The sequence below is a fragment of the Pseudomonas sp. S150 genome (genome assembly GCF_004526365.1).
GTDB classification, from domain to species: domain Bacteria; phylum Pseudomonadota; class Gammaproteobacteria; order Pseudomonadales; family Pseudomonadaceae; genus Aquipseudomonas; species Aquipseudomonas putida_A.
The window spans coordinates 745,019-762,867 of sequence record NZ_CP038207.1; the positions used below are offsets into that span (position 1 = coordinate 745,019).

12 protein-coding genes, 1 tRNA gene and 1 pseudogene are annotated in these 17,849 nt (G+C 55.2%); 7 read left to right on the top strand and 7 right to left on the bottom strand.

All coding sequences use genetic code 11. The annotated features are described in order from the left end of the window. Window positions 1-77 precede the first annotated feature (77 nt). On the bottom strand, window positions 78-1,601 hold the full coding sequence (locus tag E3Z29_RS03460) for an FAD-dependent oxidoreductase (RefSeq protein ID WP_134785146.1): 1,524 nt from the start codon (window positions 1,599-1,601) through the stop codon (window positions 78-80). Between the two features lie 139 nt (window positions 1,602-1,740). Between E3Z29_RS03460 and E3Z29_RS03465 the strand changes: the two genes are divergently transcribed. The 5 genes from E3Z29_RS03465 (at window position 1,741) to E3Z29_RS03485 (ending at window position 5,569) form a co-directional block, all read left to right on the top strand. Beyond that, a complete protein-coding gene (locus tag E3Z29_RS03465) occupies window positions 1,741-2,301 on the top strand; it encodes a YbhB/YbcL family Raf kinase inhibitor-like protein (protein WP_098966595.1) in 561 nt (186 codons plus the stop codon). Between the two features lie 88 nt (window positions 2,302-2,389). Further along, window positions 2,390-4,075 (top strand): VWA domain-containing protein, encoded by a 1,686-nt coding sequence (locus tag E3Z29_RS03470; RefSeq protein WP_134785147.1) that lies wholly within the window; start codon window positions 2,390-2,392, stop codon window positions 4,073-4,075. A gap of 29 nt (window positions 4,076-4,104) precedes the next feature. Then, on the top strand, window positions 4,105-4,686 hold the full coding sequence (locus E3Z29_RS03475; RefSeq protein ID WP_372241215.1) for an RNA polymerase sigma factor: 582 nt from the start codon (window positions 4,105-4,107) through the stop codon (window positions 4,684-4,686). Next, on the top strand, window positions 4,683-5,282 hold the full coding sequence (locus E3Z29_RS03480) for a hypothetical protein (RefSeq protein WP_134785149.1): 600 nt from the start codon (window positions 4,683-4,685) through the stop codon (window positions 5,280-5,282). Before E3Z29_RS03475 ends, E3Z29_RS03480 begins: the two co-directional genes overlap by 4 nt. Window positions 5,283-5,338: 56 nt before the next feature. Next, a complete protein-coding gene (locus E3Z29_RS03485) occupies window positions 5,339-5,569 on the top strand; it encodes a hypothetical protein (protein WP_177416184.1) in 231 nt (76 codons plus the stop codon). A 784-nt stretch (window positions 5,570-6,353) separates the two neighbouring features. Here E3Z29_RS03485 and E3Z29_RS03490 read toward each other — a convergent pair. Further along, window positions 6,354-6,857, bottom strand: a complete 504-nt coding sequence (locus E3Z29_RS03490) for a hypothetical protein (protein ID WP_134785150.1) — start codon at window positions 6,855-6,857, stop codon at window positions 6,354-6,356. A 597-nt stretch (window positions 6,858-7,454) separates the two neighbouring features. Here E3Z29_RS03490 and E3Z29_RS03495 point away from each other — a divergent pair. Further along, window positions 7,455-7,955: a hypothetical protein gene (locus E3Z29_RS03495; RefSeq protein WP_134785151.1), complete on the top strand. Its 501-nt coding sequence runs from the start codon at window positions 7,455-7,457 to the stop codon at window positions 7,953-7,955. 532 nt (window positions 7,956-8,487) lie between these two features. On the opposite strand, the gene E3Z29_RS03500 is transcribed toward E3Z29_RS03495, so the two are convergent. The 5 genes and pseudogenes from E3Z29_RS03500 to E3Z29_RS03520 form a co-directional block, all read right to left on the bottom strand. Beyond that, a complete protein-coding gene (locus tag E3Z29_RS03500; protein ID WP_134785152.1) occupies window positions 8,488-10,110 on the bottom strand; it encodes a type I restriction-modification system subunit M in 1,623 nt (540 codons plus the stop codon). Next, window positions 10,103-11,347, bottom strand: coding sequence for an AAA family ATPase (locus E3Z29_RS03505; protein WP_134785153.1), 1,245 nt, complete (start codon window positions 11,345-11,347; stop codon window positions 10,103-10,105). Before E3Z29_RS03505 ends, E3Z29_RS03500 begins: the two co-directional genes overlap by 8 nt. Next, a complete protein-coding gene (locus tag E3Z29_RS03510; RefSeq protein ID WP_134785154.1) occupies window positions 11,344-12,633 on the bottom strand; it encodes a restriction endonuclease subunit S in 1,290 nt (429 codons plus the stop codon). The genes E3Z29_RS03505 and E3Z29_RS03510 overlap by 4 nt, the downstream gene beginning before the upstream one ends. Continuing rightward, window positions 12,626-15,661: pseudogene (locus tag E3Z29_RS03515) on the bottom strand (type I restriction endonuclease subunit R). Before E3Z29_RS03515 ends, E3Z29_RS03510 begins: the two are co-directional and overlap by 8 nt. Before the next feature lie 156 nt (window positions 15,662-15,817). Next, window positions 15,818-15,894, bottom strand: a tRNA-Arg gene (locus tag E3Z29_RS03520). A 443-nt stretch (window positions 15,895-16,337) separates the two neighbouring features. Between E3Z29_RS03520 and gabD the strand changes: the two genes are divergently transcribed. Next, window positions 16,338-17,780 (top strand): NADP-dependent succinate-semialdehyde dehydrogenase, encoded by a 1,443-nt coding sequence (gene gabD / locus E3Z29_RS03525; protein ID WP_007963502.1) that lies wholly within the window; start codon window positions 16,338-16,340, stop codon window positions 17,778-17,780. Window positions 17,781-17,849: the final 69 nt, after the last annotated feature.

The window sequence follows — 17,849 nt, forward strand, 5'->3', positions numbered from 1 at the left end:
GCTGCCGAAGGCTGCGATCTGTTGATTTAAAAGATCAAAAGATCGCAGCCTTCGGCAGCTCCTACATTGTTCAGCATTCAGCAGCGAATCAGTTCCCACGCGTCTTCCATCGTCAGCGGCTGTTTCATCCGCTCGGCCAGCATCGCCATGGCTCGCTCCTCCTCGCTTGCCACAGCGGCAACCACCACGCCGTTGTGGCCGAACAGGCCAATAAAGGGCGGATGCTCGGGTTCGCCCTTGAACTCGATTTCATCCCACTGACTGGCATGGCCAAGGTAGTCGTAGTTCCTGCCGAAGTGCCAGGTCCAGAAAAACGGCACATCCAGATAATGCTCATCGGCGCCCAACATGTTGGCGGCAGCGATGCGTGCGTGCTGCTGGGCCAGGCGCCAATGCTCAATGCGTTGCGGCTGGCCGCTCAGGGGGAACGTGGCGATATCGCCAATCGCCCACAGCCCGTCGCAAACACGCAGGCCGGCATCGACGCGCAGTGACTGGTCTTTCTCCTTGGGCAGCGACGCAAAAGCCTCGGTGGCCGGGTGCACACCAACCCCCGCCAGCACCAGATCCGCCGAGACGCGCAAACCGTTGTCCAGCAGCACCGCCTCGACTTTGCCATCACCGGTGATTTCCCGGGCTTCGTGATCGGTGATGAATTTCACCCCGTGTTGTTCATGCAGCGCACGGATCGCCTTGCCCACCGCTTCGCCAAATTGCGCGGCAAACGGGATGGCGAGGCGGGCGATGACTGTGACGTCGAGGCCGAACTGACGCAGGGCCGAGGCGCATTCGAGGGCGATAAAGCTGTCGCCGATGATCAGCGCCCGCTGTTCGGGGTTGGCGGTGCGCATGATCTGTTCGGCCTGGGCTTTCGAGCGCAGGACGAACACCTGCGGCAGGTCGGCGCCGGGTAGTTGCAGCGGATTGGGCTCGCCGCCGGTGGCGAGCACTGCCGCGTCGAAGCGCAGGGATTGGCCGTCGTGCAAATGCAGGGTTTTCGCCGAAGCGTCGATCGCGGAGATTTCGCCTTGTCGGCGTTCGATGCGCTGCTCTTGATAAAAATCTTCATCGCGCAGCGGCGGGGTTTCCTGCGCCGGCATCTCGCCGGCGAGGACGAATTTGCTCAGTACCGTGCGGTCGTAACCGGCCTCCGCTTCGCGGTCGAGCATGATGATCCGACCACCGAAACCTTTCTCCCGCAATGCGGCCGCGCACGCCGTCCCGGCTGCACCTGCGCCGACAATCACGAATGTACGCGGGTCATCTTCTGGCGGTGTGTGCGCATCGTTTAACGGCTGGTCATCGACCCAGACTTCCTCGCCGCGTAGTTCCAGCGGATAACGCTTGAGACTGTCGAGGGCCGGCGGTTCGCACAGCGCGCCGTCTTCGACGCGAAACGCGGCTTTGTGCCACGGGCAGATCAGGCGTCCGTTGCACAGCGCGCCGTCAGCCAGTGGCGCCCCGGCATGTGGGCATTCGCCCTGAAATGCGCGCAGTTGGCCATTGGCGTGGAGCAGGACAATCTTGCGCTCGCCGATTTCGACTTGCAGGCCACGGTCTTCGGGGACATCGGCGACACGGGCGACACGGTGCAGGCTCATGTTCGTGCTCCTGACAGGCATTTCTCTTACGAGTTTGCGCCGCCGTGCGAGGTTCAGCCAATTGCCACTGCCAAGGTACGAACGGTACAGCTATAGTTTGCAGGCCGACGAAGGCCCAACTGCACAAGGTACTCCCGGAATGACCCGATTGACCTCTCTCAACCCTTGGCTGGCGGCCGTCGCCGTCGCCCTTTGCGTGCAGTTTCCGGCGCAGGCGGCCGAGCGCTTTACCCTCGACATCCCCGGTGTCTCGGACAACCGTCTGTTCACCTCGGCCGCCGCGAGCGATGCGGCCGGTTGCGGTGGCAAGAACCAGTCCCCGGCGCTGGCCTGGAACGCCGGGCCTGCCGGCACCCTGAGCTACGCGATCGTCATGCACGACCCGGACGGTCAGAAAGGTGCTGGCGTCGATCACTGGATTCACTACGGCATCAAGGCCACCACCCGGCAGATCCCTGCTGGCGTCGGCGCCAAATCCAATCTCGAAGGCATGGGCGGTACCAACACCAAAGGCACCACCCATTACATCGGGCCGTGCCCACCGGTTGGCGACAGCGCCCACCACTACATCATTCAGATTTACGCCCTGGATCTGGCCCCGGACGCCTTGCCAGCCGGCCTGACCCGCGCCGAACTGATGGACAAAATCAAAGGCCACGTATTGCGTAACAGCAGCGTGGTACGGCGTTATCACCGCTGAAAAAATTTTCAGCGGGGTTTAACCCGATCTGAAAGGGCTGCCCGTCTCAGTGGATGAATGAATCACTTTCATCCCGAGGTCAGCCCCCATGTCCCGCTCCCTGCCTTTTTTGCGACCCGTTGCCGTCGGTGTGTTGTTGACCGTCGCCGGTTGCGGCGTGTCCTCTAATCCCGAATCGGCTGCCGTCCCGGCGCCGGCCCAGCCACAGGCGTCGATTCAGCATGAGGCGCTCGTTACCGACAGTGCGCTGGCCAAGCGCAGTGCGCGTCCGGCGCCGATTGCCAGTTTCGCGGCGATGCCGGCTTCGGAAAGTTATCCACAAGGCTATCGCGACGAGCAGCGCGAGCAATATCAGGCGCTGGCCGACAATTCTATTCACAGCGTGGCCGAGGCTCCGGTCTCGACCTTCAGCGCCGACGTCGATACCGGCGCCTACGCCAATGTCCGGCGTTTGCTCAATCAGGGACGCCTGCCGCCGGAAGGCGCGGTGCGGCTGGAAGAGTTGGTCAATTATTTTCCCTACAACTATGCGCTGCCGACCGATGGTTCGCCCTTCGGCGTAACCACCGAACTGGCCGCCACCCCGTGGAATCCGCACACCCGCCTGCTGCGCATCGGCATCAAGGCCTCTGACCGGGCTGTGGCGGAGCTGGCCCCGGCGAATCTGGTGTTTCTGGTGGATGTGTCCGGCTCGATGGATCGCCGCGAAGGGCTGCCACTGGTCAAAAGCACATTGAAACTGCTGGTCGATCAGTTGCGCGAGCAGGATCGGGTGTCGCTGGTGGTGTATGCCGGCGAATCCCGTGTGGTGCTGGAGCCAACGTCCGGACACGAGAAAGCCAAAATTCGCACAGCCATCGAGCAATTGACCGCAAGCGGTTCAACCGCTGGCGCGTCGGGCATCGAACTGGCCTATCAAATGGCGCAGCAGGCGTTCATTCCCAAAGGCATCAACCGCATCCTGTTGGCCACCGACGGTGACTTCAACGTCGGCGTCAGCGACTTCGACAGCCTCAAACAAATGGCTGTGGATAAACGCAAAACCGGGATTTCCCTGACCACCCTGGGTTTCGGTGTGGATAACTACAATGAACACTTGATGGAGCAACTGGCCGACGCCGGCGACGGCAACTACGCCTACATCGACAACCTGCGCGAGGCGCGCAAAGTGCTGGTGGATCAACTCGGTTCGACCCTGGCGGTAGTGGCGAAAAACGTCAAATTGCAGGTGGAATTCAACCCGGCGCAGGTCAGTGAATATCGCCTGCTTGGCTACGAAAACCGCGCCTTGAAGCGTGAGGATTTCAGCAATGACAAAGTCGATGCCGGTGAAGTCGGCGCAGGACACACGGTGACCGCGCTGTATGAAATTGTTCCGACAGGTGAGAAGGGCTGGCTGGAACCGCTGCGCTACGGTAAATCGGAGAAGGTGGTTGCTGCGAAGGATGGAGAATTGGCGATGCTGCGTGTGCGTTATCAACAGCCCGAAGGTGGGAAAAGTCTGCTGATCGAGCGGCCGATTGCCAATCAGCTCGCACCGGCCAGTGAGGACCTGCGTTTCGCGGCGGCGGTGGCGGCGTTTTCCCAGCAGCTCAAGGACGCTCGCTACACCGGCGACTTCAGCCTCAAGGACACCGAAACCCTGGCCCGTGGCGCTCGGGGCGACGACCGCTTCGGCTTGCGCAACGAGTTCGTGCAACTGGTGGAACTGGCGCAAAGCCTGCGCGCCTCAACCGCATCGAATGCGATGCCCACTGAGCGACGGATTGAATAGTGAGCCGATTGAAAGGCTTCATCAGTCAGCTGTTTGCTACGCCAGACAGCGCGGCCGCCAGCAGCGATGAAACGCTGCTGGCGCGTTATCGCGAGGGCGACGGCGCGGCGTTCGAGATTCTGTACGCGCGCCATCGTCAGGGTTTGTATCGGTTTCTGCTTGGATTGAGCGGCAAACCGGAACTGGCTGACGAAGTCTTTCAGGACACCTGGCTGAGCCTGATCCGCAGCACCAGTCAGCCACAGGGCCGGGCGACGTTTCGTACATGGCTGTTCCAGATTGCGCGCAATCGGCTGATCGATCACTGGCGCAAACACGGCGCACATCAGTCGCTGCACGACAGCTACGACGAACAGCTGCATGAGATTGGCGACGAGACCCACGATCCCGAACAATTGCTGAACCTCAGCCGCGACAGCCAGCGCCTGGAAAGCGCTCTGCAAACCTTGCCTGCCGATCAGCGCGAAGTGTTCCTGCTGCGTGCCCACGGCGACCTCGACCTGGCGCAAATCGCCAGCCTCACCGAAACACCGCTGGAAACCGTCAAGAGCCGCTTGCGCTACGCCCAGCATAAACTGCGTCGGCTGCTGGCCGAGGAGGTACTGACATGACTGACGCCCGCCAGACACCCGAAGAATCTGTGATCAAACATGTACGCGAACAGCACAATGTTGAACCGCCGGCGCACCTTGATGCGTTCATCCTCAATGCTGCTCTCCGCGAAACACCGGTGCCCAAGCCAGGCCTGTGGCAACGCTGGCTGCGGGCCTGTCAGAAACCGCGTTGGCAGGTCGCCTTCGCCAGCCTGGTCGGTGTGGCACTGATGCTGTCGCTGGTGCAACACACGCCGGAACCACAACCGCAATTCGACTTCGCCCCGGCGGCCAAACCGGCCGCGCCATTGGCGCGTAAACAAGCCCCGGAAGCGCAATCACTGGCCGCTCCGCCCGCTGCGGCCATGTCCGCACCGGCACCGATGATGGAAATGGCCGAGCCGATGCAAAGCGACTCGATCAGCGCCGACCAAGCCAAACTCGGCAAACGCGCCGCCGCCCCGGCCAATGGCCTCGACACGCAACTGCGCGAAGTCCTGCGCCTGCGCGACTCCGGTCAGTCGCAAGCCGCAGTCGCGCTGTACAACAACCTGCACAAACGCTACCCCGGCGTGGACCTCGACCTGCTCCTCGAAAAAATCCGCCAGAACTGACCGCTTGTTCACCCAGCCATTTGGCATTGCCCGGCAAAAACGCGCACTATCGGGCCATGGCTGAAGCGCTGGAGAACAAAGTGGCAGCAAAAATCGACCGCATCGCCCAACTCCTCAACTGCCCGCAGAAGGGCGAGGAGATGCGGCGCGCGATTACCGAGGCGCGCAAGGAGTTTCTGCTGAACCAGTCGGAAGAAGACGTCGTGGAAGAGGACGAGGTTTTTGAGGAGGCTGGGGAAGAAGAGGAAGACGACGATTACGACGAGTTTGACTGGACGACGGAGTGACCGTCGTCGCATGAAACACTGCGCCCACAAAAAAGCCCCGGACCATCACAGTCCGGGGCTTTCTCGTTTCAATTCATGGCGCACCAGGCGGGATTCGAACCCACGACCCCTGCCTTCGGAGTCCTAAAAGCCGACGTTTAGAATCAATACGTTAGCGCGGATTAGCTGGGAAATCAAAGGGTTGTAGTAGCCATGATTAGCGTGTTTTCGCCTCGTTTAGCGTGGAGAGTGTGGCAAATTTTTGGCATTTCAATCAGTGGCTCACACACATCTGATTCGAACGGATCAACCCAGACTTGACCGTAGTGATGGGCAGCTAATGGCCGACTCTCGCCTCTCGTGACCGGCAGGGAGTGGCCCAGAGTGTGTAAAAACGCTTCGCCAAAATTGAAGTGTGCGCATCTATTAAATCTGAAATTTATCGGTACGTCGGCCAGGCGTGGATTTCGCGTAGAGGAGCGATTTTTAGTCCGGTTTTGAGTACTTGTCGCGCTCGAAAAAAGTTTTAGACAGCCTCGGCCAGAAGCAGACGTTTAAAAGTTAAACCTTAGAAGCTTGAGCTATTCTTGCCCCCTGGCTCCGTAGGCGCTACTTTTGATAGGTTGCCGCCCGTTGCTAGAGGGGGAATGGTCGATTGTGGCCGCTTGAGGGCAGGCCGATTCAGCCAGAAGCGGTCTTAGTGCAGGGCTGGCACCAGTTTCATTCAAGTAAGAGAACCACAGCCCTTAAAGAAAGCCCTGAATATAGGATGCTTCGAGCGTCGGCTAGCCGCAGCGGAACTAATTCAATAGCCGACTAACTTTATAGAATTATTATCTGATGTAAACCACTTGGATTTACATGCTGCTGCGCCACCCTCTTTAACGTCATTAATCTCGACATGCTCAAACCTACCCTTGAAGGACGGATAGTTTGCGAGTGCCTGGCACTGCTTAAAATCTAATTTTTTTAAAGTGATTGAATAGTATCCGTATTCGTAATCAGGCGACTTTTCTGACTGAAGAGTTATATGATCCGCACCCATCGCGCCATTCTTGAACCAGTCAACACTCTCTGCAAATTTATTGTTTAGCTCTTGGTAGCGGGTAGAACTATCTCGAAACATACCTTCTATATCAAGGGACAGCAAAGTTATTTGCGCCGGATTTGCAACGGCGGCCTTATAGAACTCCCAGACGTCTTTACCCTTGCTGAGGGTGTTGGCAGCTTGTAAAGGGCTAGCGAAAGTATTAGCGGTAGCCATACAGAGGATTGGGGCGATGAAAATTCGGGATAACGAAAAAGACATGTGCAGCTTTTCCAATTTTAGCGAAACTAGTATGATATCAGTATATTCCTAAATGCCAAGCACTTGAGTATCGAATTTTAGTCAAAGCGGCTAGCAAATAGTCGTGGCCTGCAAACCCGGGATATACCCGCAGCATAAAACCCAACCGTACAGCTTTGTGCAAACCTACCCCAGGCGACTAACGCCCCATTGCAGTTGTTCCACAAACAGGTTGACGTTCAGCAGTGGTGAAATAATGACGCCTCGTCGTTTCTCTGCGATCCTACGTCGGCTCTTTCGCAAGCTATATGACATGTGATTGCATGTGACACCTCATAGTCTGGTATCAATGCTTTATTCCGGTGATAGCCTTGCGGATAGTGGTGTGTCGTATCTGCCGACGCCTCCACCAGTTCGGATCAAGTCTGGCTACTGCCATCAAAATTTTGGCGGTCTCCAGCACATGGGTAAGGTCACTCCCGGCGTCGTGGCGACCGCGAATGATCTGAAGCTTTTGATTATAAACTACCTATTCGTCGGCATATCTGCTGCTCCGCATTTCCCTCGGCTATGTTAGCATCCTGTAACAATAGCGGCCCTATACAACGAGTTTCTACGATGCATGATGCTGACAGCAAACCCTACATTCGCTCTTTGAGAGAAGAACTTGAATGGAAATTGATTGACCAGCTGCACAGTGCAGTATCTCAGTTCAGTGGATTTTGCTTTGAGATAAAAAAATTCTGTGTCACTACATTGTTCGTGGTATTGGCCTTCCTAACGAAATTCACCAATAATAAATTGGACACTGCATTATTTGTTACAGTCACAGTAGTAATCATTGGGTTTTGGTTCTTGGATGCAACTAGCTATTTTTATCAGGTTAAGCTTAGAGGCAGAATGCAGACGGCCCAAGTCGAACTGCTAGCCAAAAATACAAAGCAAGTTATACCAGACAAAAACGGCTTCCCTGAATACATATCTTCAAAGCGTGTAGAGGGGCCGTTGACGAAAAGGGTGAGGGCGGCTGGCTTTAATCACTCTATGTGGATTTATGCCATTCTTATGATTATAAATGTTGTCTGCTGGGCACTCTATGCCACGGGCGTATTTTCATGAGAGTATTCGTCAGTTATACCCGTAGGGATGGTTTCGTAACGTACGAAAAACTTAAATCACTTAATAACAGTCTTGAAAAGTGGTGCCAGCCTTTCATTCATATCATCCATGGAAGCTCGGCTAGATTTCAACAAATCAACGTAATTTGGAATCTTATCAGGTCTAGCTCTGTGCTTTTGATTCGATCGCCAGAAACGTTTTCTTCCCCTTGGGTTCGACTTGAATTATTAATTGCAAGGAGGCTATGCATTCCGATCACCGTAATCGACATTAATGATATGAGCTTTATCCAGCAGCGCTTACTCGACTAGATCGTGGAGAGAATGGCGGAGTACCAGTAGCGTTCTCCGTCGAGGGACCGCTCTTGGCCGGCTCGTGCCTGTCGCGACTGACAGAAGTCGGCTAAAAGCGGCAGGTCTACCGTATAAACAATTTGTCCACTTTTCATCTTTCAGTAATTTATAGACGCATAACCAGGCATCGCTGTCCTTGCAGTGCCTTGTTATATGGTCTCATTAAATCGCTTTGCGGTTCACACTAAGGGTGGCAGTCCCAGCTCTTTTAAGAAGGCATTGTGTTTGTCCAGTGTCGCCCGAATGTTTTTTTCCAGTGTGACCAGTTCGGTGTTCACGGTGTGTAAATCAATCTCTGTCTCTGCGCTTGCCGTGCTGATGTAGCGTGAAATATTCAGGTTGTAGCCGTTCTTCTCGATCTCTTCCATCTCTACCCGGCGGGCATAGCGAGGCTCCTCTTTGCGGAACTGGTAAGTTTCAATGATCTTGGCGATATTCTCATCGGTCAGTTGGTTCTGACGTTTACTTTTGATGAAGTGTTCAGTCGCGTTGATGAACAACACGTCGTCCGGTTGCTTGCATTTTTTGAGCACGAGAATGCACACCGGAATACCTGTTGAATAAAACAGGTTGGAGGGCAAGCCGATCACCGTATCGATGTGGCCGTCTTTTAGCAGCTTAGTGCGGATGCGCTCCTCCGAACCGCCTCGGAACAGCACGCCGTGGGGCAGGATGATGGCCATCACGCCCTCGTCTTTCAAAAAGTGAAAGCCGTGCAGCAGAAAGGCAAAATCGGCAGCCGATTTAGGGGCTAAGCCGTGGTTTTTGAAGCGCACGTCATCGGCTATGGCTTCTGTCGGGTCCCAGCGGTAGCTGAAGGGCGGGTTGGCGACGATGGCATCGAACGTGGGTTTTTTAGCGGGGTTCAGCTCGCGCAGAATGTCCCAGTCGTTGCTCAAAGTGTCGCCGTGGTAAATCTCGAACTCCGTGTCCTTCACCCCGTGCAGCAGCATGTTCATGCGGGCCAAGTTATAGGTGGTGATGTTCTTTTCCTGGCCGTAAATCTTGCCAATGCCATGCGGCCCCATGCGCTTGCGCACGTTAAGCAGCAGCGAGCCAGAGCCACAGGCGAAGTCCAGCACGCTTTCTAAGCGTTTTTTGGCTCCGGTTTTAGGGTCCTGACTGTCGAGGGTAACGATGGTGGAAAGAATGTCGGAAATTTGTTGGGGCGTATAAAACTCGCCCGCCTTCTTGCCTGACCCGGCGGCAAATTGGCCTATCAGGTATTCATAGGCATCGCCCAGCGCATCAACATCCGTGGAAAAATCTGCCAGACCCTCAGCGATCTTCTGGATGATGGTGCAGAGCTTGGCGTTGCGCTCTGTATAGCTCCTGCCCAGCTTGGGGGAGCCCAGATCGATTTCCGAGAAAAGGCCTTGGAAGGTGCTCTCAAAGGACTCGGTTTCTATGTATTTGAAGCCCGCTTGCAGCGTGGTGAGTAGTTCGTCGTCCTGGGTGCGGGCCATATTGGCGATGCTATTCCACAGGTGTACCGGCTCAATGACGTAATGCACCTTGCGGCGCATCTGCTTCTCGAAGGCTGGGATATCCGCTTCGTTTTCCTCATACCAGACTTGCAGAGGAGTCGGTGCCCCCGTTCTTAGCAAAACGTCAATGGGCAACTCTGGATAGTCTTTTCCAAGTTCCTTCTTGGCCGCTATCTCGTAGTTGTCCGAGAGGTAGCGCAGGAAGAGGAAGGACAGCATGTAGTCGCGGAAATCATCCGCATCCATAGCTCCGCGCAATTGATCGGCAATGGCCCAAAGGGTTTGGCCAAGTTGTTTTCTATTGGTGTCATTCATGTGCTGGCTTCGCTTGTAGGCCTGGGTTTGGTGGAACAGCCGCCGAGGCTGGTTTCGCACCCAATAGGTCAGGCAGGGCAAATTTAAATGTACTGATGAAGTCCCTGAGAATGCGGCGGAACAGCTCTTTGTTGTCCTCGCCCATTTCGGTTGGCTCATGGATGGCGTATTTGCCATGGCTCAGCAGTTGGAGGGCACGGTTGTAGAGTGCTGTGTCTTCCTCACTCGCGAGCGCTTTAAGGCAGAAGGAAATATCGGTATGGCCAAAGAACGAAGCCGTTTTTTCCATGATGCTGCGCAGCGCATTGAAGTGAAAGGTGTAGAGCTTGCCTGAGTTGTATTCGGCGGCCACCTGTAGTTCGGCGAGGGCCGCAACGTGATGGAAAAACGGGGTGTCCTCGGTGGCCTGCAGGGTAAAGTTACCTTCACCATTCGCACGGTGCAGGTAGTAACGTTTATGAGACACCTTCGGCTCCCCTTCCTTCGCCCGCCCAATCTCATTGCACATCACATTGAAAAAGAGGGCGTGGTGGGATGAAAAAACGATCTTCATCGGAGCCGCTTCGCCATTCTGCCCTGCCCTGCTCGCTGCGCGACGAAGAAGTTTGGCGAGGTCGCAGGCGACGGAGATGGCGTTGTTATCGTCTAGTGATGAAATCGGGTCGTCGATATAGACGTGCTTCACTGCCGGATAACCGTCGGGATATTTCAAAAGCTGTTCACAGATGGCCATGAAGACGCACCAAATGAAAATGTTCTGCTCACCACGAGAGATTTTGATGTGCGATTGCTCGCCTTTGCGGAAGCTAACGAACACAGGTCTGGAAAAGAATTCGTTGCCCTGCTGCACTTCTTGGAACGTGAAATCAAAGTCAAAGTCTGCGTAGCGTTTCAAGTACTCAGCAATAGCCGGCTCCAAAGGCTCGTTCTTAAAAGCATCAAAGAATCGCGATGCCTGGTTTATTTCTAGGCCGCGAGTGGTGCCGTTTTCAATGTCATTGTCCCAAGTGAACAGATCTTCGGTGAAGGCGTTGAAGTAGAGGGTATCTACAAGACCATCCGGATTCTTTTTCGTCTTACGCTTTCCAATATCCTTGAACTCCATCGAGAGCCGCGTCTTGCCGGTGCGATTGTAGGCATAGACGAGGATGAGATCTGCCCCACCTAGATCGTCGCGCAGCTTCCTTGCTAGTGTATTGAGGTTGGCATACCTGTTGACCTTTGGCTTGTTGCTCATGCCTTAACCACCTCCATGGACGGAAAAAGCTGCTGTATTAGCCCTTTCTTGTGAATCTTTAGGGCTTCGAACTTTTGGGTTTGCGCGGTGATCAGGGTGTCAAGGGTGGAGAGGCAGTCGGCGACGCGTTTTTGTTCAGCGATTGCTGGGTGAAGCAGCCGGATGTTTCGCAAGGCTTCCAATGAGATTTCTTGAAATGTGCTGCCTTTCCTGACGGCAAGAATTCGGCCGTGAACAGATTGGGACCGAAGCGCTTGGAAAAAAAACTCAGACGGACCTTGGGTCCTAATCCTCGCGGTTCCCTGCGTTAAGTTAGCCACTGGTATGTCTTTAGGGACGATCTGAGCTACGCCAATATTTCCTCTGAGAGAAAACACTATGTCACCCGGCATTACTTCTGATCTTCGATATTTTTTGGCGATAACATCAGACGTGCGAGCCAGACTGGCGAGGCAAAGCTCAGAGTTTAAGTCTGAGCTTTTGATATATGGCATTCCGTTTGGAATATGTGGCCCTGCTTGAACGATGCCATAAGAGATTTTGGCTGTGCACAAATTTTCGAGCGTATCTTCCTCCCACTCCCCGGCGTTTTTGAATTCGGGAAAGCGGAGGCGGGGTTGAGTTTCACCTTCTCGGGGGAAAAGCTGCTGCATCAACCCATTTTTATGGAGCTTAAGCGCGTCCACTTTGCGGGCTTGTGCGGCGATCAGATTGTCCACCGAACTAAGGCACTCGGCGATTCTTTGTTGTTCGGTTGGTTGCGTCGGAAGCGGCAAACGTCCAGACAAAAAAGTCGTGTTTGTGATCTGAAGCGTATTCTTCGCACCCTTTTGGCAAAGCGGCGAAAGAAAGTCCTTCGACCGGTTTGGCGACTCAAAATAAGCTTCGATCATCAAACCCAGATGCGGGTTGGCCGGAGTGAAGACACCGTAAAGTGGCGAGAGTGCGACCTCTCCGTTGAACTTGCACTGCTTCACTATGCCGTAAGGGAACGCCTTCAACGGGCTTTTCGTGTAAACCACATCAAACTGCCGCCCGATGGTGTAGTGCGAAGTGTCAGCGGCCGCAAAACTGCGGCCCAAGAGTTCAATCTGGTTGACGATGCCGTATTCCATCGAAACTGAGAAAACATCACGGCCAGCGGTGTTCTTGATTTTGTGTTCTTTGAGGGCTTTCGAGAGCGGGTCATATGACCATGGCTTGTCGAAGCCCGGAAAGCGCAACTTCGGCAAAAGGCCGGGGTTGCCGGCTACTTTTGCGTCTGTTGTTTTTGTCTTACTACTCATACGCGCTGAGTCCTGAGATGTCGCGGCCTTGGGCGCGTTTGGTGAGGAGGGGCTGTAAGTCTTCCATTAGGGAAAGTTCGGCCTGGGTACGGGCTTTCCAGCCGAGCTCGAGCGGAGCCATAAGGTCACTGAGCTGTTCGCCGTCGAAGATCATGCGTTGCAGAATGCCATCCACAAAGCTTTGTAATGCTGATGGGGCCAGGTGATGTTTGCTCGCGATGTCGGCGAGTTCTGTGGCGTCTGTCTGTTGCTTGAAGCGGCTATAACCATCACGAATCGCAGTTTCGCTCAGGCCTTCACCGGCCTTGAGGGTGGCGATGTAAGCGGCAATGTCTTCGCGCTCGTTCATAAACTTTGCATCGGCCTGAATCAGGCCAATAAGCTGATCGCGGCTCATCTTCTGCTTGCTGGGCTCTCGCTGCGAGAAGCGCGACATCAGCCCCACGATATAGTCGTAGTCAATAACGGCAGAGGCGAAGAGCACGAACTCGAAATCGAGCTGGTCCACTGCGTCGGTTTTGCCATCTTCGTTATTACCGTTCTTATCTTGCTGGGCCTTGAGGCGCTGGGCCGTTTCCAGATAAGCGCCGCGAAAGCCCAGCAGGCTTTCCTTAGGCAGAATCTGTTCGATGGCGGCGGCGTTGTCTTTGGTGAGGTCGGTGTATTGGTCGAGCTGGGTTTTGAGTCGCTGTACTTCCTTAAAGTGGCTGATAAAAGCGACACGGGCATCGTCGCCTTTCAGGTTATGCACGGCTTCCGGTGCGCAAGCCACGCCTTGCGATTGCATAAAATCATCTAGCTTTTGTACGGCAGCCTGTAGTTTTTCAATCACCACGGGGGCTTTGTCCACCAGCCAAATTTCGCGGGCCTGTGGGCCGGATTTTTCACCAGAAAATAGGCTGACGGCTGCATCCACGGCCTCTTGCTGATGGCGGAAATCGAGGATGTTGCCGAATGGTTTTATCCCAGTAGGGCCTTTATCGGGTGCTTGAGCACTACTGAGCACACGGTTGGTACGCGAGAAGGCCTGGATCAAACCGTGGTACTTGAGGTTTTTATCCACGTACAGGGTGTTCAGGTATTTGGAGTCGAAGCCGGTTAGCAGCATATCGACCACGATGGTGATGTCGATTTTCTGCGCATGAGGGTGGTCGGCATTTGGCCACTGTTGGTCTTTAATGCGCTTTTGAACATCTTGATAGTAAAGGTCGAACTCGCTGATGCGGTGGTCGGTGCCGTAGCGGATGTTGTAGTCGGCCAAGATGGCTTTGAGGGCCTTTTTTTTGCCTTCTGGATCTTCTTCGTTGTCCTGCTTTTCTTGCAGCAGGTCTTCCTGAATTTGTTTAACGTCCGCATTGCCTTCGGCAGGCGGCGAGAATACGCATGCGATATTCAGCGACTGGTAGTCAGAGTCGGCCAGTTGTTTGGCGTGTTGCAGTTCGGCAAAAAGGCTATGATATTCGATGGCGTCGTTGATGCTGGCCGTCGCCAAAATGGCATTGAAGCGGCGCCGGGCGGTGGCCATGTCGTGTTTGGCGAGAATGGCTTCGACCACGGCTCGCTTGGCTAAGCCTTCCCCAGGCTTGGGTGTTTTCTTGCCTTCTGGTTTGAAGTAATCGATATGGAAGCGAAGCACGTTGGCATCTTCAATCGCGTTGGTAATGGTGTAAGCATGTAGCTGCTTCTGGAACAGCTCATCCGTGGTTTGGTAAGAAGCCTGCTGGTCTTCCACTTTTACCCGTGAGGCGTTTTCTTCAAATATGGGCGTGCCAGTAAAGCCAAATAGCTGGGCTTTGGGGAAGAACTCTTTGATGGCTTTGTGGTTCTCGCCAAACTGGGAGCGGTGGCATTCATCGAAGATGAAAACAATGCGTTTGTCGCGCAACGGGGCCAACTGCTCTTTGTATGTAAGCTGGTCGCTTCGTTTGCGCTGTTTGTTACGTTTGCTGTTTTCATCGAGGGCGAGGCCGAGCTTCTGGATGGTGGTGACGATTACTTTATCGGCGTAGTCCTCGGACAGCAGTCGGCGTACCAGCGCTGCGGTGTTGGTATTTTCTTCGACGCAGCCTTCCTGGAACTTGTTGAATTCCTAACGAGTCTGACGGTCGAGGTCTTTGCGGTCGACCACAAAGAGGCATTTCTCGATATCAGGGTTGTCCTTGAGCAGCGTGGATGCCTTGAAGGACGTGAGTGTTTTACCGCTGCCGGTGGTGTGCCAGATATAGCCGTTGCCGCAGTTTTGCTGGATGCAGTCGACTATGGCTTTGACGGCATAGACCTGATACGGGCGCATTATCATGAGCTTCTGCTCGCTGGCTATCAGCACCATGTAACGGCTGAGCGTTTGGCCAAGCGTGCATTTGACGAGAAAGGTCTCGGCAAAGCTGTCGAGGTATGTGATTTTTTTATTCGCCTCGTCAGCAAACTGATAAATGGGTAGGAAGCGCTCATCTGCGTTGAACGAGAAATGACGGGCGTTATTGTTGGCAAAGTAGTAGGTGTTGTCGCGGTTGCTGACGATGAACAACTGCAGAAAGCACAGCAAGGTTTTGGTGTAGCCGTTGCCCGGGTCGTTTTTGTATTCGACGATCTGTTCCATGGCGCGGCGCGGATTGACGCCCAGCGTTTTCATTTCCACTTGAACGCACGGCACGCCGTTGATGAGTATGAGCACATCGAAACGGTGGTGGCTGTTGTCGGTGTTGATGCGCAGCTGGTTGACCACCTCGAAGGTGTTTTTACACCAGTCTTTGATATTGACCAGGGTGTAGTTCAGCGGAGTGCCGTCTTCGCGGGTGAACGCATTCCGCTCGCGCAGGGTACGCGCCGCCGCAAACACATCAGGGGTGACTATCTCGTCGAGGAGGCGGGCGAATTCGCCATCAGTGAGGCGAACCCGGTTGAGGGCCTCGAATTTCTCACGAAAGTTGCGCTCCATTGAGGTGCGGTCTGTGATGTCTGGGCGGTAGCTGTATTTGAGCTCAATCAGCTTGTCGATAAAGCCTTGTTCGATTATTTGCTCACTCATTGATGATGCTCTGCGATCTTCATATGGCCCGTAGTAAAACATGACTATTGTTGTTACCACATACTCGAATCAGACTGAACCAGTTTGATATTTCTTAAAGCACAAAAAAGCCCCAAACCCAATGGGCCTGAGGCTTTCTCTTTTTTCTTCTATATATGGCGCACCAGGCGGGATTCGAACCCACGACCCCTGCCTTCGGAGGGCAGTACTCTATCCAGCTGAGCTACTGGTGCAGCGGGCGACATCATACCTAGGTCGGCTCGGGGCGTCCATGCCGGGTTTTGGCGGGTTTTGTCAGTGCGCGTGTCGGTGTGAAACGCTGCATTCCTTAAAGCTGTAACGTCCTGCAAAACCCTCGCTTGGCGCTTTTTCCTGGCTGATCTATGGTTTGGCTGCGGCCGGGGCTTTTTGCGCGTTGATCTGAAAAAACCAGCAAACGCTGGGATTTTGTTCTTTTTTTCGAACGACCTATTGTCCTTTACCCCCTTTGCTCCTACGATCCGTTTGAGATTTCAAACGCTCTTTGACGGGGTGTGGATGCGCAAATGCTGTGAATAACGCACGATCGCTGCGCCTCACCCGGTAGATGATTTCCCTGACGGCAGCCTTGCGAGGCGCCTTTCTACAATCATAATTTTGCTCCGCGCAGGCCGCGGTGCTGTTAAGGAAAGCCGACATGCAGCTTAAAGATACCCAGTTGTTCCGCCAGCAAGCCTTCATTGATGGCGCTTGGGTCGATGCGGACAACGGTCAGACGATCAAGGTCAACAACCCGGCCACCGGCGAAATCCTCGGCACCGTGCCGAAGATGGGCGCCGCCGAAACCCGCCGCGCCATCGAAGCCGCTGACAAAGCGCTGCCGGCCTGGCGTGCACTGACCGCCAAGGAGCGTGCAGGCAAGCTGCGTCGCTGGTTCGAACTGATGATCGAGAACCAGGACGACCTCGCGCGCCTGATGACCCTCGAGCAGGGCAAGCCGCTGGCTGAAGCCAAGGGCGAAATCGTTTACGCCGCTTCGTTCATCGAGTGGTTCGCCGAAGAAGCCAAGCGTATCTACGGCGACGTGATTCCGGGCCACCAGCCTGACAAGCGCCTGATCGTGATCAAGCAGCCGATCGGCGTGACCGCCGCGATCACCCCGTGGAACTTCCCGGCGGCGATGATCACCCGTAAAGCCGGCCCTGCGCTGGCTGCCGGTTGCACCATGGTGCTCAAGCCGGCTTCGCAAACCCCATTCTCCGCCTTCGCTCTGGCTGAACTGGCGCAGCGCGCTGGCATCCCTAAAGGCGTGTTCAGTGTGGTCTCCGGCAGCGCCGGCGACATCGGCAGCGAGCTGACCAGCAACCCGATCGTGCGCAAGCTGTCCTTCACCGGCTCGACCGAAATCGGCCGTCAGCTGATGTCGGAATGCGCCAAGGACATCAAGAAAGTCTCGCTGGAACTGGGTGGCAACGCGCCGTTCATCGTGTTCGACGACGCGGACCTGGATAAGGCCGTCGAAGGCGCGATCATTTCCAAATACCGCAACAACGGCCAGACCTGCGTCTGCGCCAACCGTCTGTACATTCAGGATTCGGTCTACGACGCGTTCGCCGAGAAGCTGAAAGTGGCCGTCGCCAAGCTGAAGATCGGCAACGGTCTGGAAGAGGGCACCACCACGGGCCCGCTGATCGACGAGAAAGCCGTGGCCAAGGTGCAAGAGCACATCGCTGACGCCGTGGCCAAAGGCGCCACCGTGCTGGCCGGTGGCAAGCCGATGGAAGGCAACTTCTTCGAGCCGACCATCCTGACCAACGTGCCGAAAGATGCCGCTGTCGCCAAGGAAGAAACCTTCGGCCCGCTGGCACCGCTGTTCCGCTTCAAAGACGAAGCCGAAGTGATCGCGATGTCCAACGACACCGAGTTCGGTCTGGCTTCCTACTTCTACGCTCGCGACCTGGGCCGGGTGTTCCGTGTGGCTGAAGCCCTGGAATACGGCATGGTCGGCGTCAACACCGGGTTGATCTCCAACGAAGTCGCGCCGTTCGGCGGCATCAAGGCGTCGGGCCTGGGCCGTGAAGGCTCCAAGTACGGCATCGAGGATTACCTGGAAATCAAATACCTCTGCCTTGGCATCTAAGCCTCGGTAGAAGAACGCTGTAAACGCAAAGGGCACGAGAGCGCTGTCCCTTTGCGTCGTTTCAAACCG